Here is a 23775-nt window from a genome sequence, read left to right as displayed (position 1 = left end):
CGCGAGGGAACAGTAGAAAATGGGCGAGCCTGCCGAAGCTAGCCCTGCGAAAATGGGTTGATCAAAATCAGGCCGATGCAGACCGATCTTGGATGCGCGCAACGCTCGTAAAATGCACCACCCCGGCGGAGGCCGGGGCCCAGTTGGGGGACGGTGATGATTATGGACGGCGCTCCATTATTGCCACCTTTCCAATTGGGCCCCGGCCTTCGCCGGGGTGGTGGCGGGAGGGTTAGCGATGCTCTTCTACAGGCACGCTTTCAACATTACAGACACGCTTCCAAATACGCCTGATCGAACCCGAATTGCTTGGCCTTTTCCAGCGTATACGGCCGCAACCCCATCGACCGGTACTCGCCCAGGATCTTCCCGTCCGCAGACTCGTCCATGTACTCGAACTTGAACAGCTCCTGCGTGACGATCACCGGGCCTTCCATGCCGATCACCTCGGTGATGTTGGTCACCCGGCGCGAGCCGTCGCGCAGGCGCTTCACCTGGATGATCAGCTCGACCGAGTCGGCGATCTGGCGCGAGATGGCTTCCTTCGGGACCTTGATGTCGGACATCATCACCATGTTCTCCATGCGGGCGAGCGCCTCGCGCGGGGAGTTGGCGTGGAGCGTGCACATCGAGCCATCGTGACCCGTGTTCATGGCTGCAAGCATATCGAAACACTCGCTGCCACGAATTTCGCCCAGGATGATCCGGTCAGGCCGCATACGCAGCGCGTTCTTGACGAGATCGCGGATCGAGATTTCGCCCTGGCCCTCCAGATTGGCCGGACGCGTTTCGAGCGGGAGCCAGTGCGGCTGTTGCAGGCGAAGCTCGGCGGCGTCCTCGATCGTCAGCACGCGCTCGCCGGGGTCGATCATCTTCGACAGCGCGTTGAGCATCGTCGTCTTGCCCGAGCCGGTACCGCCCGAAATCACGACGTTGAACCGCGACGCCCCCGCGATCTTCAGCGCGGTCGCCATCTTCGGCGACATCGAGCCGAACCCCGCCATCATGTCGAGCGTGATCGGTTTGGCGGAGAATTTACGAATCGAGATCGCGGTGCCACGAAGCGACAGCGGCGGCACGATGACGTTGACGCGCGAGCCGTCCTTCAGGCGCGCATCGGCGAGCGGCGAGGTCTGATCGACGCGGCGGCCGACCGAGTTGACGATCCGCTGTGCGATCTGGAACAGATGCTCCTCGTCGCGGAACTGAATCGGCGCGAGTTCGAGCTTGCCCTTGCGCTCGACATAGGTCTGCTCGGGGCCGTTCACCATGATGTCGGTGATGTTCGGATCCGCCAGCAGCTCCTCCAACGGCCCGAGCCCGAGCAGTTCGTCGACCAGCACTTTTTCGAGCGCGAACTGCTCGCGGCGGTTGAGCGTCAGCTTCAGTTCGGCGAGCACTTCGCCGATGATCGGGCGGAACTCCTCCGCCAGCTCGTCCTTGTTGAGCGTTGCCGCCGCTTCGGGATCGACGCGTTCGAGCAGGCGCGGGAGGACCTGTTCCTTGATCTTGTGGATCGACTGTTCGAAGCCCTCGACGCGGCTGTTGCCCGCCTCGCCGCTGGCATTCTGGCGATCGGACAGGCGCTGCATCGCGTCCAGCTGTCCGGCGGGCATCGTGCCGGGGCCAAAGCCGTCGCTCTCGCCGGGCATCGGCAGCGAGTCTATCGGCGGAAATTGCGCGCCGCCTTCGGGCTCGGGTCGCGGCGCTGGGCCACTACCCTGCATGGGACGGGCGACGCCGAATGCGGGACGCACCGCTTGCGCCCCGTTCTGCCCCCCGCTCATGCCACTACGACGCCCGAATGCGCTCATGCCCAAATCCCCGGATGATTGCCTAAGGGGTTACGCGCCAAGGCTTGATAATTCGCTAACCAAACCGGACGTGCGGATAGCGGCCTATAAGAGCCGAGGGTTGATCGCCGCGCGTAACTCCCCGAAGGCTGGTGCATGATCCGCCTGCTCCTCCTTCTCGCGCTGACTTTCGGGTTGGCGAGTTCCGCGTCCGCGGACGACATCGCCGCCACCGGGCGCGGCGTCGTGCGCGTCGTGACGATCGCGGTGGTCGACGATCAGGTGGTCGGCTTCGGCCATGGCAGCGGCTTCGCGATCGCGCCCAACCGGATCGTCACCAACGCGCACGTCGTCGATCTCGCCGAGCGCTATCCCGACAACGTCGTCGTCGGCATCGTCCCGACCGAGGGCAGCAAATCGTACCAGGGCAAGGTGATCGCCTATGATTCGCAGCGCGACCTGGCGCTGATCGAGTTCACCGGCGCGCGCTTGCCGCCGAGCGCGCTGTATACCGGGCCGATGACCGAGGGCGATGCGGTGGTGTCGCTCGGCTTCCCGGGGAACGTCGACCTGGCGACGGCGCGGTCGGCGGCGGATTACATCCGGCCGATGACGCCGGTGCGGTCGGAGGGCGTGCTTTCCGGGCGGCGCGTGTTGAGCGGTGTCGAAGTGCTGCTGCATACGGCAAGCATCGCGCGGGGCAATTCGGGTGGGCCTTTGCTCGATCGGTGCGGGCGGGTGATCGGGGTGAACTCGGCGATCACGCGCGGCGAGGAGGGCGATTCGACGTTCGGGTTCGCAATCGCGGATACCGAGCTAGCCGGCTTCCTCCACGATGCGAAACAGCCTTATGCGTCGATCGGGACGGGGTGCACCTCGATCGAGGATCGCTTGCGGCAGGACGCCGACGCGGATGCGCGGGCGACGGCCGATGCGGCGTCGGCCAAGCGTGATGCTGCGACGCAGGATGCGATGACGCGCGAGGTTGCGCTGGAGAAGGCGCGGACCGAGGCGTCGCGTAGCCGCGAGAATGTGATGGCGCTCGCCGGGCTGCTGCTGGTCGCCGGGGCGCTGGTTATCGGGAGCGCGGGGCTGCTCGAATCGCGCGGGCAACGGCGGCAGGCGGTGTGGGCGCTGGGTATCGGCGGGCTGAGCGTGCTGGTCGCGATCGTCGTGTTCGTGCTGCGACCTTCGGGCGAGGTCGACGTGCCGCTGTCCGCGCTGCCCAAGACGCGGATATCGACGCCCGATGCGGCGCTCGGCAAGCTGATGTGCACGCTGATCCCGGAGCGCAGCCGGATCACGATCTCGTCGAGCGAGGACGTGCCGATCGACTGGGGTGCGAAGGGGTGTGTGAACGGCAAGACGCAGTATGTCGGCGCGAATGGTCGCTGGGACCGCGTGCTGGTGCCCGACGCCGAGCAGACCGTGTCCGTGTTGTCGTTCGATCCGGCGACGCGCGTCTATTCGAACACGCGTTACCTGATGTCGGCGGCGGGGATGGAGGCGGCGCGGACCGCGCGGGGTGTCGTGCCGAACGTGTGCAACATGGACGAGGCGGCGTTGGGTCGGCTTGCGGGTCAGCAGGCGGCGGTGCGTGCGGTATTGCCGCCGCTGCCGAACGAGAAGCTCGTCTATTCCTGCAAGTCGGCGCGCTGATCGGCTTTCGGAGCTTCCGCCGCGAGCAGCGCGCGCTTGCGATCCAGCCCGTAGGCATAGCCGCCGAGCGCGCCACCGATGCGTTGCGCGCGGTGGCAGGGGATGACGATCGATACCGGGTTCTGGCCGCACGCGGTGCCGGCGGCGCGGACTGCGGCGGGGCGGCCAGCCACGGCGGCGAGTTCGCTGTAGGTGCGGGTTTCGCCGATCGGGATGGTGCGCAGGGCTTGCCAGATCGCTTCCTGGAAGGCGGTGCCGCGGACGTCTAGCGGGAGGTCGTGGTCGCGGTCCGGGGACTCCACGGCAGCGACAACTTGCGCAGCCAGGTCCGCGAGGGCTTGGTCGCCGAGTTCGATCGTGGCGTTGGGGAAGCGGCGGCGGAGTTCGTCGGCATCTTCGTCGAACGATACGCGACACAGGCCCTTGTCGGTCGCGGCGACGAACAGCGTGCCCAGGCTCGTGTCGGCTGTGGTCCAGCGGATCGTGACGCCTTCGCCGCCGCGCGCCCAGGCGCTGGGGGGCATGCCGAGCCGTTTCGCGTCGGCTTCGTAAAAGCGGCTGGGGGCGGAATAGCCGGCGTCGTAGATCGCTTCTGTCACGGTCGAGTCCTCCGATAGAGCGTTGGCCGCGCGGCCGGTGCGCAAGGCGCGCGCGTAGGCGGCGGGGGTGACGCCGGTGGCGCGCTTGAACAGGCGGTGGAAATGATGGGGGGCGTAGCCGACTCTGGCGGCGACCTCGTCCAGTGAGAGGCGGTCTTCGGCGGCTTCGAGAAGGGCGACCGCGGCGGCGACGGCGATGCGGTCGCGGCCGACTTCATCGGGGGTGCAGCGTAGGCATGCGCGGAAGCCGGCGGCGCGGGCGCTGGCTGCGTCGGGGTGGAAGGTGACGTTCTCGCGCTTCGGGTGGCGCGCGGGGCAGCTTGGCTTGCAGTAGATGCCGGTGGTTTTCACGCCGACGACGAACCGGCCGTCCCACGCGCGATCGCGGGCTTCGAACGCGGTCCAAGCAGTTTCGGTGTCGGGGGCGATGCTCATTGAATCGGTATAGCCGGTCGTGACGCGCGCGCATCCCGTGGCTTGCGGTCAAAGCGGAGCCAATCGGATGCCCGGCCGTTCTCCTGGGCATACCTCCTAACGAAAGATGTCTCATGGCCTCCGACACGCCCGTCTGGTTCATTTCCGGCTGCTCGACCGGTTTCGGTCGCGAACTCGCCAAGCTCGTGCTCGCGCGCGGTTGGCGTGCGGTGGTGACCGCGCGGGATGCGGATCGCGTCGCCGATCTGGCGGAGGGTGCGGAGGATCGTGCGCTCGCGTTGTCGCTCGACGTGACGGAGCAGGCGCAGATCGACGATGCCGTGGCGCAGGCCAAGGCGAAGTTCGGGCGGATCGACGTGCTCGTGAACAATGCGGGCTATGGCTATCAGGCGTCGGTCGAGGAGGGCGTCGAGTCCGAGATCCGTGCGCAGTTCGATGCGAACGTGTTCGGGTTGTTTGCGCTTACGCGGGCCGTCTTGCCGATCATGCGGGGGCAGAAGAGCGGCCATATCATCAACATTACGTCGGTCGCTGGTCAGGTCGGGTTTCCCGGCTCGGGTTATTATGCTGCGTCGAAGCATGCGGTCGAGGGGTGGTCGGATGCGTTGCTGGCCGAGGTCAAGCCGCTTGGGATCGACGTGACGTGCGTCGAGCCGGGGCCGTTCCGCACGGATTGGGCCGGACGGTCGTTGAAGCAGACGCCGGTGAAGATCGCCGACTATGCTGATACGGCGGGCAAGCGGCTCGATGGGACGCGGGAGGTTAGCGGGACGCAGGCGGGTGACCCGGTGCGGGCTGGCGAGGCAATGATCGCGCTGACCGAGGATGCGAACCCGCCGCGGCACTTGGTGCTGGGGGCCTGGGGGTATGATGCGGTGACCAAGAAGCTGGCGGAGCGGTTGAAGGAGATCGAGGCGCATAAGGCGGACAGCCTTGGGGCGGATTTCCCGGGGGAGTAATTTCGGAGGATTGGCAGAGAGTTGTTTCCCCGCGAAGGCGGGGACCCAGACTGGGCTCCCGCCTTCGCGGGAGAACAAGGCAGCAGGGTTGGCTTCACGTCTACAGCGCTGGCCTGCGTCGGATTCCTTGCCTCGTGGGTCCTATACCAAAGCCACCACCCCGGCGAAGGCCGGGGTCCAATTGGGGGACGTTGCTAACGGAGCGTGTCCCCCAATTATTGCCACCTTTCCAATTGGGCCCCGGCCTCCGCCGGGGTGGTGTTAGTGTTCGGGAAGGGGGAAGAGGCCACTCAGCCCCCGTTGGCGCGGAACAACTCCAGCGTGCGCTGCTTGGCAAGGTCCGCACTAGGCTCGTGGTAATCCTTCCGCCGGTCGGAATTGAACCCGTGGCCGGCCTCGTAGACGTACACCGTCGCATTCGGCCAATCCTTCGCGATCACCTGCTCGACCCCCTCCATCGGGATACCGTGGTCGTGGCGGCCGAAGTGCAGGATCACCGGCACCTTCGGTTCCTCGTCTGCCGCGGCCGGAATCATGCTGCCGTAATAACCGCTCGCCGCCGCGACGCCGGTGAGCTTGGTCGAGGCGAACCACGCGACCGAGCCGCCATAGCAATAGCCGACCACGAACACCGGCCCGGCGGGGGCGAGCGTGTCGACGCAGGTCTGGACGTCCTTCAACGACAGGTCGAACGGGTGGAGCTGCCGCGCGAGTTCGACGCCGCGGGCGAGGCCCTCGCCCGAATAGTCCGCCTCGAAACCGGGATGCTCGCGATCGAACAGGGCCGGTGCCAGGACTTCGTAGCCGTCGGCGGCGTATTCGTCGCAGAGGTCGCGGATGTGGTCGGTCACGCCGAAGATTTCCTGCACCAGCACGAGGCCGCCGCGACGCTCGCCGGTCGGCTGCGCATGATAGACCGCGACGGTCGCGCCGTCGGACATCGTCATCGTTTCCATCGTGCCGGTCATTCTCTCGTCCTCGTCGATTGGTCGTTACGCCTGTCCAATACCGTCATTCCCGCGGAGGCGGGAACCCATAGTGGCAGGCCGTGCGGTGAAAGCGCCGGGTCCGGAGGATAGGGATCCCCGCCTGCGCGGGGATGACGGGGAGGGGCGGAATCATAACCTTCCAACCTTCGATCAATGACAAAACAGTCACAAACCCGTGCCTCTGACCCTCCCGCCGGGTTGCCAATCCGCGAACCCGATGCTACCCGCGCCGCGTCCCATGAGAGGTGCTTTCGCGCCCTCTTCCCCTGTGGGACGGCACTATTTCGGTTTCAGGCGAGGATTGACAGGTCCGTGGAGACATCCGGCGGTATTCAAGCGAGCTTAGGCGGGCGTTACGCGCTGGCCCTGTTCGAACTCGCGCGTGACGCGAAGACGATCGACGCGGTCGAGTCGAGCCTGGCGAACGTGCGCGACGCACTCGCGCAGTCCGAGGACTTCCGCAACCTGACGGTCAGCCCGATGGTGTCGCGTGGCGCTGCCGTAAAGGCAGTCTCCGCAGTCGCCGACGAACTCGGCGTCGATGCGACTACCAAGAGCTTCCTCGGCGTTCTTGCCGAGAACCACCGGTTGGGCGCGCTGCCGAAGATCATCAAGGCATTCCGGACACTTGCCGCGCAGCATCGCGGTGAGATCGCCGCCGAGGTGACGTCCGCGCATCCGCTGACCGACGAGCAGGTGATCGAGCTGAAACATCAGCTCCGCCAGCGCGTCGGCCGTGAAGTTTCCGTCGACCTCAGCGTCGACCCATCGTTGCTGGGTGGACTCGTCGTCCGCGTCGGCAGCCAGATGATCGATTCGTCGATCAAGACGCGTCTCAACACTCTCGCGCACGCGATGAAGGGCTAAGCTAATGGATATCCGCGCCGCAGAAATCTCGAAGATCATCAAGGATCAGATCGCCAATTTCGGCACCGAGGCCCAGGTCAGCGAGACCGGCCAGGTGCTGAGTGTCGGCGACGGCATCGCGCGCATCTTCGGCCTCGACAACGTCCAGGCCGGCGAGATGGTCGAATTCTCGAACGGCGTGCAGGGCATGGCGCTCAACCTCGAGGCCGACAACGTCGGCGTCGTGATCTTCGGGAGCGATTCCGAGATCAAGGAAGGCGACATCGTCAAGCGCACCGGCACGATCGTCGACGTGCCGATCGGCAAGGAGCTGCTCGGCCGCGTGGTCGATGGTCTCGGCAACCCGATCGACGGCAAGGGCCCGATCCACACCACCGAGCGCAGCCGCGTCGAAGTCAAGGCACCGGGCATCATCCCGCGCCAGTCGGTCAGCGAGCCGGTCCAGACGGGCCTGAAGGCGATCGACGCACTCGTTCCCGTCGGCCGTGGCCAGCGCGAGCTGATCATCGGCGATCGCCAGACCGGTAAGTCGGCCGTCGCGATCGACGCGTTCATCAACCAGAAGATCGCCAACGCCGGCGACGACGAGTCGAAGAAGCTGTATTGCGTCTATGTCGCGATCGGCCAGAAGCGCTCGACCGTCGCACAGTTGGTCAAGACGCTCGAAGAGAACGGCGCGATGGAATACACCATCGTCATCGCCGCGACCGCGTCGGACCCCGCGCCGCTCCAGTATCTCGCGCCCTACACCGGTGTCGCGATGGGCGAGTATTTCCGCGATCGCGGCATGCACGCGCTGATCTGCTACGACGATCTGTCCAAGCAGGCCGTCGCCTATCGCCAGATGTCGCTGCTGCTGCGTCGTCCGCCGGGCCGTGAAGCGTATCCGGGCGACGTGTTCTATCTCCACAGCCGCCTGCTCGAGCGTGCGGCGAAGATGTCGGATGCCAACGGCGGCGGCTCGCTGACCGCGCTGCCGATCATCGAGACGCAGGCGGGCGACGTTTCGGCGTACATCCCGACCAACGTGATCTCGATCACCGACGGCCAGATCTTCCTCGAAACCGACCTGTTCTTCTCGGGTGTTCGCCCGGCGATCAACGTCGGCCTGTCGGTGAGCCGCGTCGGTTCGGCCGCTCAGACCAAGGCGATGAAGAAGGTGTCGGGCTCGATCAAGCTCGAGCTTGCGCAGTACCGCGAGATGGCGGCGTTCGCGCAGTTCGGGTCGGATCTCGATGCGTCGACGCAGAAGCTGCTCAACCGCGGCGCGCGTCTGACCGAGCTGCTCAAGCAGGCGCAGTTCTCGCCGCTGCCGTTCGAGGAGCAGACCGTGTCGATCTTCGCTGGCACCAGCGGCTATCTCGACAAGGTGCCGGTCGCCGACGTGACCCGCTACGAGCAGGCGCTGCTGGCCGACATGCGTGCGAACCATGCCGACGTGCTGAAGCTGATCCGCGATACCCGCGACCTGGGTAACGAGGCGAAGGACAAGCTGAAGGCATCGCTCGAAGCGTTCGCGAAGACGTTTGCCTGATTAACTCCCTCTCCCCTGCGGGGAGAGGGTTGGGGTGAGGGGTTGTACCGGGCGTTGCGCTTTGCAACTGCCCCTCACCCCGACCCTCTCCCCGACGGGGAGAGGGAGCAGAGCGTGTAATCCGACCCTCCTCTGTGAGGAGCGAGGGAGCAGGAAGAGAAGATGGCATCACTTAAGGCCCTCAAGATCCGCATCGGCTCGGTGAAGTCGACGCAGAAGATCACCAAGGCGATGAAGATGGTCGCCGCTGCGAAGCTGCGCCGCGCGCAGGATGCGGCGGTCGCCGGGCGTCCGTATGCCGAGCGTCTCGAAGCGGTGATGGCGAGCCTCGCGGGGCGCGTCGGCATCGCGCCGGGCGCCTCGCCGCTGCTCGCTGGAACCGGCAAGGACCAGGTCCACCTGATCGTCATCGCGACGTCGGAGCGTGGCTTGGCCGGTGCGTTCAACACCAACATCGTCCGTGCGGCACGTCGCAAGGCCGAGGAGCTGATCGCGGCGGGCAAGACCGTGAAGTTCTACGTCGCCGGCAAGAAGGGGCGCGTGATCAAGCGCTTCTTCCCGAACGACATCCTCGCCGATCACGAGATGGGCCAGATCAAGCGGCTCGCGTTCAGCGATGCGCAGGAAATCTCCGAAGACCTGATCAAGCGCTTCGGCGAAGGTCAGTTCGACGTCGCGCATCTGTTCTACGCGAAGTTCGTCTCGGCGCTGGTGCAGGTCCCGACCGGCATCCAGATCATTCCGATCCCGCTGTCGACGATCCCCGGTGCAGAAGCCAAGCCCAACGCTCCGGCGGAGGCTGTCGTCGAGTACGAGCCCGACGAGGAAGCGATCCTCGCCGATCTCCTGCCGCGCAACGTCGCGATCCAGATTTTCCGCGCGCTGCTCGAAAACGCGGCGTCGGAGCAGGGCTCGCGCATGAACGCGATGGACAACGCCACGCGCAATGCCGGCGACATGATCACGCGTCTCTCGATCCAGTATAACCGTACCCGCCAAGCCGCGATCACGACCGAGCTGGTCGAAATCATCTCGGGCGCCGAAGCGCTCAAGTAAGTCCAAGGAAGCAGACAATGGCAACCGCCCCAGAGACCCTCGGAACCACGCTCGCCCCCAAGGCCACCAACAACACCGGCCGCATCTCGCAGGTCATCGGTGCGGTCGTCGACGTGCATTTCCCCGACAATTTGCCCGCCATTCTGTCGGCGCTCGAAACCGACAATAACGGCAACCGGCTCGTCCTCGAAGTCGCACAGCACCTCGGCGAGAACACCGTTCGCACGATCGCGATGGACGCCACCGAGGGTCTGACCCGCGGCCAGACCGTCACCGACACCGGCTCGCAGATCCGCGTCCCGGTCGGCCCGAAGACGCTCGGCCGCATTCTCAACGTCATCGGCGAGCCGATCGACGAGCGTGGCCCGGTCGGCGCAGAGACGACCGCCCCGATCCACGCCTCGGCGCCGCTGTTCGTCGACCAGTCGACCGAGAGCGCGATCCTGGTCACCGGCATCAAGGTCATCGATCTGCTCGCACCGTATGCGAAGGGCGGCAAGATCGGTCTGTTCGGGGGCGCCGGCGTCGGCAAGACCGTGCTGATCCAAGAGCTGATCAACAACATCGCCAAGGGCCACGGCGGCACGTCGGTGTTCGCAGGCGTCGGCGAGCGTACCCGCGAGGGTAACGATCTGTACCACGAGTTCCTCGACGCGGGCGTCATCGCCAAGGACGCCGATGGCAATCCGCAGTCGGAGGGCTCGAAGGTCGCGCTCGTGTTCGGCCAGATGAACGAGCCGCCAGGCGCACGTGCCCGCGTCGCGCTGTCGGGCCTGACGATCGCCGAGTATTTCCGCGACGTCGAAGGCCAGGACGTGCTGTTCTTCGTCGACAACATCTTCCGCTTCACGCAGGCGGGCGCAGAGGTTTCGGCACTGCTCGGTCGTATCCCGTCGGCGGTGGGCTATCAGCCGACGCTGTCGACCGACATGGGCGCGCTGCAGGAGCGCATCACGTCGACCAACAAGGGGTCGATCACCTCGGTGCAGGCCGTTTACGTTCCCGCAGACGATCTCACCGATCCGGCACCGGCGACGTCGTTTGCGCATCTCGATGCGACGACCAACCTCAACCGTGCGATCTCGGAGCTGGGCATCTACCCGGCGGTCGATCCGCTCGACTCGACCTCGCGTCTGCTCGAGCCGCGTGTGGTGGGCCAGGAGCATTACGACACCGCGCGTGCCGTCCAGTCGACGCTGCAGAAGTACAAGTCGCTGCAGGACATCATCGCGATTCTCGGCATGGACGAGCTGAGCGAAGAGGATAAGCTCACCGTCCAGCGTGCGCGTAAAATCCAGAAGTTCCTGAGCCAGCCGTTCCATGTCGCCGAGGTCTTCACCGGCATCAGCGGCAAGTTCGTCCAGCTCGAGGATACGGTCCGCTCGTTCAAGGCGGTGGTCGAGGGCGAGTATGATCACCTGCCCGAGGCCGCGTTCTACATGGTCGGCGGCATCGACGAAGCCGTAGCCAAGGCCGAGAAGATGGCTTCCGAGGCTTAAGCTTAGCTCCCTCCCCTTCAGGGGAGGGTTGGGGTGAGGGGCCGCCACGAGCGCCTCGCCCGGTACTGCCCCTCACCCCGACCCTCTCCCCGCAGGGGAGAGGGAGAAGGCGAACAAGATGCTGCATTTCGAACTCGTCACGCCAGAAAAGCTCGTCCGCTCGGAGGAGGTCTACATGGTCGTCGTCCCCGGCACCGAAGGCGATTTCGGCGTCCTCGAAGGCCACGCGCCCTTCATGTCGACGGTCCGCGACGGCGGCGTGCAGGTGTACCGCACGCAGAACGGCACCCCCGAGGTCATCGCGATCAAGGGCGGTTTCGCCGAGGTCAACGCCAAGGGCCTGACCGTCCTCGCCGAACATGCCGGCGAGTAAGCTCTTTAATTAACTGAGATGTTTTTCCCCGTGACGGCGGGAATCCAGATTGGGCATCCGCCGTCTTCTTGCTCCGTCATCCTGACGAAAGTCAGGATCCAGAGCCACGGAGCGCAACCCCGGGTTACCCTGGATCCTGAGTTTCGTCAGGATGACGGGAGGGGAATGGCGTAACGTCGAGCTTACAAGAAATTATACGGGTCGACGTCCACCGTCACCCGCACCTTCGACGGCCAGTCAAGCTTCCCCAGCCATTCCCGGATCACATCCTGCACATCCAGCGCCCGTCGCGCATGGACCAGCAGGCGATACCTGTGTCGTCCCCGCAACATCGCCAGAGGCGCCGGCGCGGGCCCGTACACCTGCATCCCCTCGACCTCGGGCGCACTACGACCTACGAGCTTGGCGGTATCGTGCGCGCAAGACTGATCCTCCGACGACACCACGATCGCTGCATAGCGCCCGAACGGCGGCGCGCCCGCATCCTTCCGCGCGTCCGTCTCCGCCGCGTAGAACGCATCCGCATCGCCGGTGATGAGCGCCTGCATGACCTGCGCGCCCGGGCTGTGCGTCTGGATGAACACATGGCCCGGTTTCTCGCCGCGCCCGGCACGCCCCGACACCTGCCGGATCTGCTGGAACGTGCGCTCCGCCGCGCGGAGGTCGCCGCCGTCCAGACCGAGGTCCGCGTCGACTACCCCGACCAACGTCAGGTTGGGGAAGTGATAGCCCTTGGTCACCAGCTGCGTGCCGACGACGATATCGATATCGCCCGCCTCCATCCGCCCAACGAACTCGGCCGCCTTGGCGGGCGACCAGATCGTGTCCGAGGTCACCACGGCCGTCTTCGCCTCGGGGAACAGCGCGGTCACCTCGTCCGCGATCCGCTCGACGCCGGGTCCGCAGGCGACGAGCGTATCCTCGCCCTTGCACTCCGGACATACGCGCGGCGTTGGCTCGATATGCCCGCAATGATGGCAGGCCAGCCGCCGCGTGAGGCGATGCTCTACCATCCACGCGGTGCAGTTCGGGCACTGGAACCGGTGCCCGCAGGTCCGGCACAACGTAAGCGGCGCATACCCCCGCCGGTTGAGGAAGAGTAACGACTGCTCGCGCCGCTCCAGCGTTTCCTGCATCGCCTTGACGAGCCGCGGGGCGAGCCAGCGGCCGCGCTCGGGCGGTTCCTTGATCAGGTCGATCGGCTCGATCGTCGGCATCTCCGCCGCGCCGAACCGACCGGGCAGCTTCAGTTCGGCGTAACGCCCGGTAGCGACCTGCTGGCGAGTCTCGATCGCGGGCGTTGCCGACGCGAGGATGACCGGACACCCCTCGAACTTGCCGCGCATGACCGCGACGTCGCGCGCATGATAATGCACGCCCTCTTCCTGCTTGAAGCTGGTCTCGTGCGCCTCGTCGACGACGATCAACCCGAGGTCGCGGTACGGCAGGAACAGCGCGGAGCGTGCACCCACCGTCACCAATGCCTCGCCGCTTGCGATCGCCCGCCAAGCACGCCGCCGCTGGGTCGAGCGCAGTCCGGAATGCCACGCGATCGGCTCGCAGCCGAACCGATCGTGGAAGCGTTTCAGGAACGGCTCGGTCAGCGCAATCTCGGGGAGCAGTACCAACGTCTGGCGACCGTCGCGGATCGCCTGAGCGACCGCTTCGAAATACACCTCGGTCTTGCCCGAGCCTGTCACGCCGTCGAGTAATGTCGGGTGGAACGCATGCTCCGCCACCCCCGCGACCAGCGCGTCTGCAGCCGCGCGCTGATCCTCCGAGAGGACCGGTTCGTGATGCGCGGGGTTCGGGACGGGGTAGGGGCTGTCCAAACTGACCTCGACCGCCTCGATCGCGCCCACCTTCACCAGCCCGCGGATCACCGCGTCGCTGACGTCGGTGGTCGTGGCGAGTTCGCGGATCAGCCCTTGGCGATCACCGATCCGCTCCAACGCCTGCTCCCGCTGCGGCGTGAGGCGGGGCGGCACGACCCCGGTCGACCGGTACTCGACCGCCGTCCGCGCGCCCTCCAGCGCCGAGGTCGACGCCAGCGTCATCCGCAACACCGACGCCGCCGGTGCGAGATAATAGTCCGCCGTCCACTCGACCAAGCGTCGTAGCGGCGCGCCCAGCGGCGGGACGTCGGCGACCGCGAGCAGGTTGCGCAACCGGTTGTCGCCGACCTCGGCGTCGGACGGCATCCGCTCCGCCTCCCACACCACGCCGAGCAATTGCCTTGGCCCCAGCGGCGCGACCACGACCGAACCCGGCCCGACCTCCATGCCGGCGGGCACGCGGTAGTCGAGCGGCCCGAGGGCGGCGTTGAGGATCAGGACACGGGCGCGGGACGACATCGTACCCGTATATGGGGACAGATCGACTCCACGTGAACCGTCTAAGCAGGCACCGACTTGAAGGCGTCAGGCGTCCGGCGTCAGGCGGCGGCGCGGCGATCGCCACCCCGGCGGCGTTCGCCGACCCGCGCGCGCTTCGCCTTGTAGAGGATCGTATCGGCCTGGTGGATGAAGTCGCGGATAGCATGGCAATCCGGCTCCAGCGCGGTGATCCCGACCGTCCCGGCACTGATCATCGCCAGACCGTTGAGTGCGATCGGAAAGCGCAGCGCTTCCTCCAGTCGCGCACTGATGTAGCCGGGCGTCGCGGTCAGACCCGGATCCTCGATCAGCAGTCCGAATTCGTCACCGCCCAGCCGCGCGGCAAAGCTCTGCTTGAGCCAGGGTGCCTGCAATATCTCGCCGACCGCACGCAGCACGTCGTCACCCGAGGTATGGCCGAGCGTGTCGTTGATTGCCTTGAACCCATCGAGGTCGATGAGCGCGAGCAGCAGCGGCGTGCCGTCGGTATGCGACCTAGTCATCGCGGCGTCGAGCGCCCGATCGAATGCCGCGCGGTTGGATATTCCGGTGAGCGAATCGGTGTCGGCGGATCGGCGCAGGTTCAATTCGAGCGCATAGCGTTCGGTCACGTCTTGGAAAACGCCGACGAACCCGATGGTCGTGCCGGCGTCGTCCTCGAGTTCGCCCAGCACGCGGACGCGTCGCGGCTCGCCCTGCGCGGTGGTAAAGTCGACCTCGATGTCGAAGGGTATGCCCGTTTCCAACGTCGTCGTGAGACACGCGCTCAGTATGTCCCGGGCATGGGGCGGATAGAACGCCATCGCGACCTCCATCTCCGGCACCGGGCCGACCGGCAGGCCGTAGATGTGAAAGACGCCGTCCGACCAGTCCAGATGCTGGTGGTCGAGCGAGGTCCGCCACGAGCCGATCGCCGCCATCCGCTCGGCCTGGCGAAAGATACGATCCTGCCGCGCGAGCGTTGCGGCCTGTCGGTCCGCGGTGGTGGCGATGGCGATCGCCTGATGCGCGGCGGACCGCGCCGCGACGGTCACCTCGGCCAGGGTTGCGAGATGCGTGAGCGCGCGACGGCCTGCGTCGTTCAAGCTGCGCGGCACCGAATCGATGACGCAGATCGAGCCGATCGCATGACGCTCGCCGCGGTCGTCGACCGCATGGATCGCCGCTCCTGCGTAGAAACGCGCGCCGCGATCCGCCAGCACCAGCGGGTTTTCCACGAACCGCGAATCGGTGTCGAGGTTTTCGATCACGAGGGGGGCTTCGTTCTGGATCGTGTACGCGCACATGCCAATGTCGCGGCTGATCTCGCCGCGTTCGCCGCCGGCCGCAGCCTTGATCCACAGACGGTCGCTATCGACGAGAGTCATCAACGCGGTCGGGCATCCGAGCATTTCGGCGGCGAGTTCGACGAGCGCATCGAACTCGCGTTCGGGTGCGCTATCGAGCAACGCCAGCGCGTGAAGCGCGGCAACGCGCCGTTTTTCGTCTGCGAATGCGTTTGTGACGAGGTCTTTCGGCGACATGGCTGTTGGATACCGAAGGGATGTTAATTTTCCTTTGCTGCTGGAGCAGGTTAGTGTCCGTTATGGGGACCACGACAGACCTGCCGCCGTCGATGCTCTGGGCGGACCATCTGACGCGAGATCGGCGACGGTCGGTGCATACGGTGCGCGCCTATCAGGCGTCGGCGGAACGCCTGACGGCATTCCTGATCGATCATTGGGGCGAGCGGGTCGAACGCGCGACGCTGGTGCGCGTGACCGCCGCCGATCTGCGCGCGTATCTGGCGTATCGTCGAGATTCGGGGCTCGGCAACGCATCGGCGGCGCGCGAGCTGTCCGCGGTGCGGGGCTTCCTGGCCTGGGCCAACGACGATGCCGAGCAGCCGCGGATCCGGGGCCCGCGCGTGAAGAAGGGCCTGCCGCGACCGATCTCTCCGGGCGAGGCGATCGCGCTGGCCGAAGACGTCGCCGAGGATGCGGCCGAGCCGTGGATCGGCGCGCGGGATTGGGCGGTGCTGTTGCTGCTATACGGTGCGGGGCTGCGGATCGGCGAGGCGCTCGCGTTGCCGGGGGCGATCCTGCCGCTTGGCGAGACGCTGGTCGTTACCGGCAAGCGGTCGAAGGCGCGGATGGTCCCGTTGCTGCCCAAGGTGCGCGCGGCGATCGAGGCGTATGTCGCGCAGACGCCGTGGCCGATCGCGCCCGACGCACCGCTGTTCCGGGGCGCGAAGGGCGGGCCGCTGTCGGCGGTGGTGGTACGGCGCTCGGTGCGCGGCGCGCGTGCCCGGCTCGGGCTCGGCGACCGGACGACGCCGCATGCGCTGCGCCACAGTTTCGCGACGCATTTGCTGGGGCGAGGAGCGGATCTGCGCGCGCTTCAGGAGCTGTTGGGCCATGCGAGCCTGAGTTCGACGCAGATCTACACGCAGGTCGATGCAGCACACCTTATGGACGTCTATCGTAACGCCCACCCGCATGGCGGCGTCTAGCCCTTCGGTTTCCAGGTCAGCACGCGCCAGCCATAGCCGATGATGATGACCACGAACGTCGCCACCGCGACCGGCCCGACATAGCGATCGAGTTCGGAGAAATGCGAGCCGAGCAGGATGCCCGCATAGGTCAGCACGATGTTCCAGATCGCGCTGCCCGCCGCGGTCCATACGACGAACTGCCAGATCGGCATGCGCGTCATCCCCGCGGGCAGCGAGATGACGGTGCGGAAAGTCGGCATGAACCGGAACACGAAGATCACCCAGCCGCCGCGCTTCGTGCAGAAGCGGTGGATCTTCTCGACGTCGGACCATTCCATCGTGAGCCAGCGGCCGTTGCGCTCGATGAACGGGCGGAAGCGTTCGTAGCCGATGTTGCGGCCGATATAATACCAGAAGTAATTGCCGACGACCGAGCCCGCGGTACCCCAGGCGATCAGCGGCACGACGCTCATGTCGCCGCGCGCGACGGCCATGCCGCCGAGCCCCATGATCACTTCGGACGGCACCGGGGGCACGATATTCTCGAGCGCCATCAACAGGAAGATACCGAAATATCCGCCCCAGGCGATGAGATCGAGGATGAATTCGGTCATGGGTATCACATACTGCCAAGAGGCCGGATGTGTTCCGCCGATATCACACCACCCCGGCGAAGGCCGGGGCCCAATTGGGGGACGGTAATGACGGAAGACAGCGCTCCCGTGACCGCGACCTTCCAAATTGGGCCCCGGCCTTCGCCAGGGTGTATCTTCGTTCCAGTTACCGCGCCGCGACCTTCGCCTCGATCGCGTCCCAGATCATCCCCGCGACATCGGTCCCATCGAACTTCTCGATCGCGACGATCCCGGTCGGCGACGTCACGTTGATCTCGGTCAGCCACGTGCCACCGATCACGTCGATCCCGACGAACAACAGCCCGCGCTTCTTCAGTTCCGGCCCGAGTACCGCGCAGATCTCGCGCTCCTTGTCGGTCAGCACCGACTTCTCCGCCGACCCGCCAACCGCGAGGTTCGAGCGGATCTCGCCTTCGCCCGGCAGCCGGTTGATCGCGCCCGCGACCTGGCCGTCGATCAGCACGATGCGCTTGTCGCCCTTCGCGACGTCGGGGAGGAACGCCTGCACCATGTGCGGCTCGCGCCACGTTATGTTGAAGACCTCCATCAGCGCCGACAGATTCGCGCCGTCCGACTCGACCTTGAAGATCGCCTTGCCGCCGTTGCCGTGCAGCGGCTTGATGACGATCGCGCCGTGTTCCGCGAGAAATCTCCGCGCCTCGTCGAGCGAGCGGGTGACGAGCGTCGGCGGCATGAACTGCGGATAGTCGAGCACGAACACCTTCTCGGGCGCGTTCCGCACCTGCGCGGGATCGTTCACGACCAGCGTCTTGTCGGCGATCCGCTCGAGCAGATGCGTCGCGGTGATATAGCCGAGATCGAACGGGGGATCCTGGCGCATCAGCACGATGTCGGCCTCGTCGCCGAGGTCGAGGTTCACCGGCTCTCCTGCTGAGAAGTGATCGCCGACGACACGCTGCACGGTGACCGGATGCGCCTTCGCCCAGACGCGGCCGTCGCGGTAGTTCAGGTCCTCGGCGGAGTAGTGGAAGAGTTTGTGGCCGCGAGCCTGTGCGGACAACATCAGCGCGAAGGTCGAATCGCCGGCGATGTTGATGCTGTCGAGCGGGTCCATCTGGACGGCGACGGTGAGGCTCATGCGTCTTCCTTCTGTTCGGTCGAGCGCATGTAGGCGCGGGCGGACGTGAAGTCACCGGGCGGCGTCGCTTCAATCAGCCCCGTCATCCTGACGAAAGTCAGGATCCAGGGTAATTGAGGGCATGCCTTAGTGGCTCTAGATCCTGACTTTCGTCAAGATGACGAAAGGTTTGTGAGGTTTCGCCACGAATGGTCGAGGCGTCAGCCGATCCACGCATTCTCGATATGGCGCGGACGCGTGCCGGGGGCGAGCAGGATTACGTCAACGCGGATATCGTCGCCGGGGCCGGCATAGCGCGGCATCAGATACTCTGCGGCTGCGGCGACGCGGGCGAGGCGGCGCTCGTCGATCGCGAAGTCGAGTTCGGCGGCGGTCGCGCGGGTTTTTACCTCGACGAATGCAACAAGGTTTCCCTTTCGCGCGACGAGATCGACCTCACCGGCGGGCGTGCGGACCCGGCGATCGAGGATGGTCCAGCCTTTGAGGCGCAGCCACCACCCCGCCAGCCGCTCTCCTCTGCGGCCAGCAATCTCGGCGGAACGACGATCACGCATCCCTGCTCCCATCCCTGAAAGGGAGGGGTCGGGGGTGGGTAGGCCGCTGGGACTCGGGACCGCCAGCCAAGCAGCCGACCCACCCCCGACCCCTCCCTTCCAGGGAGGGGGGAAGAAGGGCGATCATCCCTTTTCCGCCTTCAATTCCAGCGCCCGAGCGTAGAGCGCCTTGCGATCGAGCCCGAGCTTCTTCGCCACCTCGCTCGCAGCCTGCCCGGTCGACAGGCGGGTGAGCGCCTCCGCTAGCGCCGCGTCTCCGTCCTCGGCACTCGCCGGCGGCGCCTCGCCCGGTGGTGCGACGACGATCACGATCTCCCCCCGCGGCGGCGCATCCGCATAGCGCGCAGCGAGCGTCGAGAGCGTGCCGGTCACCGCCTCCTCGAACTTCTTGCTGATCTCGCGCGTCACTGCGGCTTCGCGGTCGCCGAGCCCTTCCGCCAGCGCCGCGAGGCACGCCCCCAACCGCGGCCCCGACTCGTACATCACCAGAGTCGCGCGGATCGTCGAGACCTCCGCGATCGCCTCAGCCCGCGCGTGCAGCTTCGACGGCAGGAACCCCACGAACAGGAACCGGTCGGTCGGCAGCCCCGCCAGCGTCAGCGCCGCCACCGCCGCACACGGCCCCGGAATCGTCACTACCAGATGCCCCGCGGCACGCGCATCGCGGACCAGCTTGAACCCGGGATCGGAAATCAGCGGCGTCCCCGCGTCCGACACCAAAGCCACTGCCTGCGTCGCCATCCGCGCGATCAGCGCCGGGCGTACCCCCTCCGCGCTGTGATCGTGATACGGCACCATCGGCGTCTTCGTGCCGATGTGACGGAGCAGCCCGGCGGTGACGCGGCTGTCCTCGACCGCGATCACGTCGGCCCTGCGCAGGATGTCGGCGGCACGCGGCGACAGATCGCCAAGATTGCCGATCGGGGTCGCGACGATGTAGAGGCCGGGATCGAGAAGAGTTTCAGGGTTCATGGGGACGGTCATGGCAGACGCGACGACGATAGGGCAATCGACACGTACCATCGGGCGATGGGCGACTCTTGCCGCAGCGTGCCTGCTCGGTGCGTGCCAGACGATCGTGCCGCGTGGTCCGGTCGAGCCGTCGCAGCAGCGCCCGACCACGCGTCCCGCCGATCGCCCCAACATCGGCGTCGAGACCGGTATTCCGCGCGATGCCGAGCGTAATCGCGTCGCGCTGCTCGTGCCGCTGTCGGGCAGCAACGCGGGTGTCGGCACCTCGATCGCCAACGCGACGATGCTGGCCCTGCTGGATACGCAGAACCAGCGCGTTCGCATCACCAACTACGACACCGCGACCGGTGCCGCGGCTGCCGCGCAGCGTGCGATCGCCGAGGGCGCGCAGCTGATCCTCGGGCCGCTGCTCGCCGACGACGTCCGCGCGGTCGCGCCGATCGCGCGCGCTGCGAACATTCCGGTGCTGAGCTTCTCCAACGATCTCGGCGTGGCGGGCGACGGCGCGTATCTGATGGGCTATGTCCCGACTCAGTCGATCGCGCGCGTCGTCGATTTCGCGAAGGAGCGCGGCGTGAGCAACTTCGCCGGGCTCGTCCCCAACGGCCTGTACGGCGAGCGTGCATCCACCGCGTTCCTCCGCGCGGTCGAAGGTGCGGGCGGTCAGGTCGTTTCGCTCCAGACCTACGCCCGGGGCCCCGGTGGCATTTCCGGCGCCGTCACGCGGCTCGCGGCGAAAGCGCCCTATGACGCGGTCCTGATCGCCGACGGTGGCGCCACCGCAGCCTCGGCGGCGGCGATGGTCAAGCGCGGCAGCGGCGCGACGACGCGCATCCTCGGCACCGAACTCTGGAACTCCGACGCTGGGATCGCCGCCAAGCCAGCGCTGTCGGGCGCATGGTACGCCAGCGTCTCGGACACGCTGTACCGCCAATACGCCGCCAAATACCGCGCGCGGTTCGGCGCAGGGCCGTACCGCCTGTCGAGCCTCGGCTATGATTCGGTCCTGCTGACGGTCCGCATCGCGCGCGATTGGAAGCCCGGCACGCCGTTCCCGGTGAAACGCCTGCGCGACGGCGACGGCTTCGCCGGCATCGATGGCGCCTTCCGCTTCGGCAAGGACAACGTCGCCGAGCGCGCGCTGGAGGTGAAGGAAATCCGTGGGGGCACGACTACCGTGGTCTCGCCTGCGCCGGCCGGGTTCGGGAAGTAAGCTTGTTCACCCGCCTTCGCGGGTGAACAAATCAGGCGGTAACGATCTCAGGCAGGATCGCATCGAGGAGTAGGGCGCCGGCTTCGGTAACGCGCAATCGGCCCGGCGTGTGTGCGATCAGCCCCAACTCCTCAAGCCGAGCCACCGCAGCCAGATCCACCGGCACGACGCCGGCGTTCAGCGCGGTAATCCGGTCTAAGTCGACCCCTTCGGCCAACCGCAACCCCATCAGCAAAGCCTCGGTCGCGCGGGTCGACGGCGTCAGCGGGTCCTCGACTTCCATGCCGTGGCCGTTGCGGTCGATCGCTGCCAGCCAGTTCTCCGGCTTTTTCCGGCGTACCGTCGCCAGCCCACCGCGGCGGCCATGCGCGCCGGGACCGATGCCCGCGTAATCCTGATAGCGCCAGTAAGCGAGATTGTGGCGGCTCTCCGATCCCGGCCGCGCATGGTTCGACGTCTCGTACGCGGGCAGCCCCGCAGCGGCGGTATCCGCGCGCGTCGCCTCGAACAGGTCGGCCGCCGAGTCGCCGTCCGGGATCACGATCCGGCCCGCGAGCGCTTCGGTCGCAAACCGTGTCCCCGCTTCGATCGTCAACTGGTACAGCGACAGATGCTCGGTCCCGAGACTGAGCGCGCGCGCGAGTTCGGCGCGCCAGTCGTCGAGCCGCTGGCCCGGCAGCGCATAGATCAGGTCGAAACTGACGCGGGGAAACACGCTCTGCGCGGTCGCGAGCGCAGCCTGTCCCTCGTTCACGTCATGCGCGCGACCGAGGAACTTCAACGCCTGATCGTCGAGCGATTGCAGCCCCAGCGACACCCGGTTCACCCCGGCGCGCGCCAGGTCGGCAAACCGCGCGGCTTCGACCGAGGACGGGTTCGCCTCCAGCGTGATCTCGATTCCTTCCGCGAACCCCCAAGCCTTTTCCGCCGCATCGAGTACCGCGGCGACGGTCGCGGGGGGCATCAGCGAAGGGGTGCCGCCGCCGAAGAAGATCGACTGCAATTTCCGCCCCGGCAACACGCTCGCCTCGTGCGCCAAGTCGGTCAGGAGTGCGGCGCGCCACGCAGCCTGATCGACGTCGTCGCGAACATGGCTGTTGAAGTCGCAATACGGGCATTTCGATACGCAGAACGGCCAATGGACGTAGAGCGCGAGATCGCCCGCTGGAGGAGCGTCGGGGCTTGGTGTTTCGAAGACGGGCATTATCTGGCGCATATGGTCGCAAGGGGCGGCCGAAGGAAGCGCAATGACGGCACGGTTGGGTTGGGCGCTTGCCGCGATGCTCGCGATCGCGGGGTGCGCACAAGGGCCGGAACGCGTCGTCGAGCGCCGTGATACGATGACGCCGGCCCCCCGCGGGGCGGCGCTGCTCAAGACTGCGATGATCGATGGTCACAACGCCGCGCGTGCCGCGGTCGGCGTGGCGCCGCTGACGTGGAGCGATACGCTGGCGACCACCGCGCGCGCCTATGCCGAGCAGATGGCGCGGACCCGCAAGTTCGCGCACGCACCGCAGCCGCAGGGCATGACTCGCGAAGGCGAGAATTTGTGGACCGGCACACGCTATGCGTATGCGTATTCCGAGATGATGGGCCACTGGGTCGCCGAGAAACGCGATTTCATCAACATGCCGACCCCCGGTTTCAGCCGCACCGGCAATTTCGAGGACGTCGCGCACTATACGCAGATCGTCTGGCGCGGCTCCACGCAGGTCGGCTGCGCGATGGCGAGCAACACGACCGACGACTATCTCGTCTGCCGCTATTCACCGCCGGGAAATGTCGTCGGCGAGCGTGCGTATTGATCTGGAGCAAGCGATGACCGCGGCGGCGGTCGCACTTTCTTAAGTGGACCGAGGTTAACCTGCCTTAATGACCTCACCATCTCATTTTGATGTGCCGCGTCCCGGTGGTTGTGCCGGTTGCCGCGACGGCGCTGGCCTGACCTTCGGCTTCTCGATGGCGTTCCAGCCGATCGTCGATATCGAGACCGAGACCGTCTTCGCCTATGAGGCGCTGGTGCGCGGGCCCGAGGGGCAGTCGGCGGCGAGCGTGCTCTGCCAGGTGGATGCGGAGAACCTCTACGCGTTCGACCAGCAATGCCGGGTGCGTGCGATCGTGGCGTCGGTGAAGGCCGGGCTGCTCGATACGCCCGCGCGGCTATCGATCAACTTCCTCCCGAACGCGGTCTATTCGCCGGCGGCGTGCATCCAGTTGACGCTGAAGACTGCGAGCGCGGTTGGGTTGCCGACCGATCGCCTGATCTTCGAGTTCACCGAGAACGAGGAGATGCTCGATCCCGTGCATGTCGCGAACATCATCGCGACGTATCAGAAGATGGGCTTCGGGACGGCGCTCGACGATTTCGGTGCGGGGCATGCCGGGCTTAACCTGCTCGCGCGGTTCCAGCCGGGCATCATCAAGCTCGACATGGAGCTGATCCGCGACATCGACACGAGCCTGCCGCGGCGGATGATCGTCGAGGGGATGCTGCGGATGTGCACGTCGCTGGGGATTACGGTGATCGCCGAGGGAGTCGAGACGCTTGGCGAGTTCGAGGCCCTGCGAGGTCTCGGTGTGCGGTACATCCAGGGGTATCTGCTGGCGAAACCCGCGTTCGAGGCGCTGCCTACGGTGATGTGGCCCGAGAAGCATGCGTTAGCAGTCTGAACCACATCTCCACCGTCATCC

At 66.4% G+C, this 23775-nt stretch carries 21 protein-coding genes; 11 read left to right on the top strand and 10 right to left on the bottom strand.

Features of this window, described 5'->3' with window-relative positions; genetic code table 11:
- Positions 1 to 266 precede the first annotated feature (266 nt).
- The gene (locus ASF09_RS16470) at positions 267 to 1814 is read right to left on the bottom strand and encodes a CpaF family protein (protein ID WP_056055300.1); all 1548 of its coding nucleotides are present in this window, start codon (positions 1812 to 1814) and stop codon (positions 267 to 269) included.
- Positions 1815 to 1949: 135 nt separating this feature from the next.
- Between ASF09_RS16470 and ASF09_RS16465 the strand changes: the two genes are divergently transcribed.
- Complete coding sequence (locus ASF09_RS16465) at positions 1950 to 3452, top strand: S1C family serine protease (protein ID WP_060527194.1); 1503 nt, start codon at positions 1950 to 1952, stop codon at positions 3450 to 3452.
- Here the strand turns inward: ASF09_RS16465 and ada are convergent.
- Positions 3428 to 4486 (bottom strand): bifunctional DNA-binding transcriptional regulator/O6-methylguanine-DNA methyltransferase Ada, encoded by a 1059-nt coding sequence (gene ada, locus ASF09_RS16460; RefSeq protein ID WP_060527193.1) that lies wholly within the window; start codon positions 4484 to 4486, stop codon positions 3428 to 3430. The two genes, ASF09_RS16465 and ada, sit on opposite strands and share 25 nt — an antisense overlap.
- A gap of 113 nt (positions 4487 to 4599) precedes the next feature.
- Here ada and ASF09_RS16455 point away from each other — a divergent pair, with 113 nt between their 5' ends.
- Positions 4600 to 5445, top strand: a complete 846-nt coding sequence (locus tag ASF09_RS16455) for an oxidoreductase (RefSeq protein ID WP_060527192.1) — start codon at positions 4600 to 4602, stop codon at positions 5443 to 5445.
- A gap of 290 nt (positions 5446 to 5735) precedes the next feature.
- Here ASF09_RS16455 and ASF09_RS16450 read toward each other — a convergent pair whose 3' ends face one another.
- Positions 5736 to 6413: a dienelactone hydrolase family protein gene (locus ASF09_RS16450; RefSeq protein WP_060527191.1), complete on the bottom strand. Its 678-nt coding sequence runs from the start codon at positions 6411 to 6413 to the stop codon at positions 5736 to 5738.
- A 333-nt stretch (positions 6414 to 6746) separates the two neighbouring features.
- Here ASF09_RS16450 and ASF09_RS16445 point away from each other — a divergent pair, with 333 nt between their 5' ends.
- The 5 genes from ASF09_RS16445 to ASF09_RS16425 all read left to right on the top strand — a co-directional run bounded on the left by ASF09_RS16445 (position 6747) and on the right by ASF09_RS16425 (position 11763).
- Positions 6747 to 7301 carry a F0F1 ATP synthase subunit delta gene (locus tag ASF09_RS16445; protein ID WP_060527190.1) on the top strand — a complete coding sequence of 185 codons (555 nt, stop codon included), beginning with the start codon at positions 6747 to 6749 and terminating at the stop codon, positions 7299 to 7301.
- 4 nt (positions 7302 to 7305) lie between these two features.
- The gene (atpA, locus tag ASF09_RS16440; RefSeq protein WP_060527189.1) at positions 7306 to 8835 is read left to right on the top strand and encodes a F0F1 ATP synthase subunit alpha; all 1530 of its coding nucleotides are present in this window, start codon (positions 7306 to 7308) and stop codon (positions 8833 to 8835) included.
- A gap of 162 nt (positions 8836 to 8997) precedes the next feature.
- Entirely contained in the window at positions 8998 to 9891 is an 894-nt protein-coding gene (locus tag ASF09_RS16435; RefSeq protein ID WP_060527188.1) for a F0F1 ATP synthase subunit gamma, read from the top strand.
- Between the two features lie 17 nt (positions 9892 to 9908).
- Positions 9909 to 11390 (top strand): F0F1 ATP synthase subunit beta, encoded by a 1482-nt coding sequence (gene atpD, locus ASF09_RS16430; RefSeq protein WP_056488474.1) that lies wholly within the window; start codon positions 9909 to 9911, stop codon positions 11388 to 11390.
- A 118-nt stretch (positions 11391 to 11508) separates the two neighbouring features.
- Complete coding sequence (locus ASF09_RS16425; RefSeq protein WP_056055328.1) at positions 11509 to 11763, top strand: ATP synthase F1 subunit epsilon; 255 nt, start codon at positions 11509 to 11511, stop codon at positions 11761 to 11763.
- 182 nt (positions 11764 to 11945) lie between these two features.
- Here the strand turns inward: ASF09_RS16425 and ASF09_RS16420 are convergent, their stop codons facing one another.
- Positions 11946 to 14117: a primosomal protein N' gene (locus ASF09_RS16420; RefSeq protein ID WP_060527187.1), complete on the bottom strand. Its 2172-nt coding sequence runs from the start codon at positions 14115 to 14117 to the stop codon at positions 11946 to 11948.
- 80 nt (positions 14118 to 14197) lie between these two features.
- Entirely contained in the window at positions 14198 to 15661 is a 1464-nt protein-coding gene (locus ASF09_RS16415) for a diguanylate cyclase domain-containing protein (protein WP_060527186.1), read from the bottom strand.
- Positions 15662 to 15723: 62 nt separating this feature from the next.
- On the opposite strand from ASF09_RS16415, the gene ASF09_RS16410 reads away from it, so the two are divergent.
- A complete protein-coding gene (locus ASF09_RS16410) occupies positions 15724 to 16629 on the top strand; it encodes a tyrosine recombinase XerC (RefSeq protein WP_235529863.1) in 906 nt (301 codons plus the stop codon).
- Here ASF09_RS16410 and ASF09_RS16405 read toward each other — a convergent pair.
- The 4 genes from ASF09_RS16405 to rsmI form a co-directional block, all read right to left on the bottom strand.
- Complete coding sequence (locus ASF09_RS16405; protein ID WP_060527185.1) at positions 16626 to 17225, bottom strand: DedA family protein; 600 nt, start codon at positions 17223 to 17225, stop codon at positions 16626 to 16628. The genes ASF09_RS16410 and ASF09_RS16405 overlap by 4 nt on opposite strands.
- 166 nt (positions 17226 to 17391) lie before the next feature.
- Entirely contained in the window at positions 17392 to 18345 is a 954-nt protein-coding gene (gene gshB / locus ASF09_RS16400; protein WP_060527184.1) for a glutathione synthase, read from the bottom strand.
- 200 nt (positions 18346 to 18545) lie between these two features.
- Positions 18546 to 18899 (bottom strand): YraN family protein, encoded by a 354-nt coding sequence (locus ASF09_RS19860; RefSeq protein WP_082444357.1) that lies wholly within the window; start codon positions 18897 to 18899, stop codon positions 18546 to 18548.
- A 123-nt stretch (positions 18900 to 19022) separates the two neighbouring features.
- Positions 19023 to 19871, bottom strand: coding sequence for a 16S rRNA (cytidine(1402)-2'-O)-methyltransferase (gene rsmI, locus ASF09_RS16390; protein WP_156359413.1), 849 nt, complete (start codon positions 19869 to 19871; stop codon positions 19023 to 19025).
- A 10-nt stretch (positions 19872 to 19881) separates the two neighbouring features.
- Here rsmI and ASF09_RS16385 point away from each other — a divergent pair, with 10 nt between their 5' ends.
- Positions 19882 to 21084 carry a penicillin-binding protein activator gene (locus tag ASF09_RS16385; RefSeq protein WP_060527181.1) on the top strand — a complete coding sequence of 401 codons (1203 nt, stop codon included), beginning with the start codon at positions 19882 to 19884 and terminating at the stop codon, positions 21082 to 21084.
- 31 nt (positions 21085 to 21115) lie between these two features.
- Here the strand turns inward: ASF09_RS16385 and hemW are convergent, their stop codons facing one another.
- Positions 21116 to 22288: a radical SAM family heme chaperone HemW gene (hemW, locus tag ASF09_RS16380; RefSeq protein WP_060527180.1), complete on the bottom strand. Its 1173-nt coding sequence runs from the start codon at positions 22286 to 22288 to the stop codon at positions 21116 to 21118.
- 43 nt (positions 22289 to 22331) lie between these two features.
- Here hemW and ASF09_RS16375 point away from each other — a divergent pair, with 43 nt between their 5' ends.
- Positions 22332 to 22889, top strand: coding sequence for a CAP domain-containing protein (locus ASF09_RS16375; RefSeq protein WP_060527179.1), 558 nt, complete (start codon positions 22332 to 22334; stop codon positions 22887 to 22889).
- Between the two features lie 67 nt (positions 22890 to 22956).
- Entirely contained in the window at positions 22957 to 23754 is a 798-nt protein-coding gene (locus ASF09_RS16370; protein ID WP_443025031.1) for an EAL domain-containing protein, read from the top strand.
- Positions 23755 to 23775: the final 21 nt, after the last annotated feature.

Origin of the sequence: Sphingomonas sp. Leaf242, assembly GCF_001422045.1 — a bacterium.
Classification (GTDB): domain Bacteria; phylum Pseudomonadota; class Alphaproteobacteria; order Sphingomonadales; family Sphingomonadaceae; genus Sphingomonas.
This window is presented reverse-complemented; position numbering and strand designations above follow the sequence as displayed.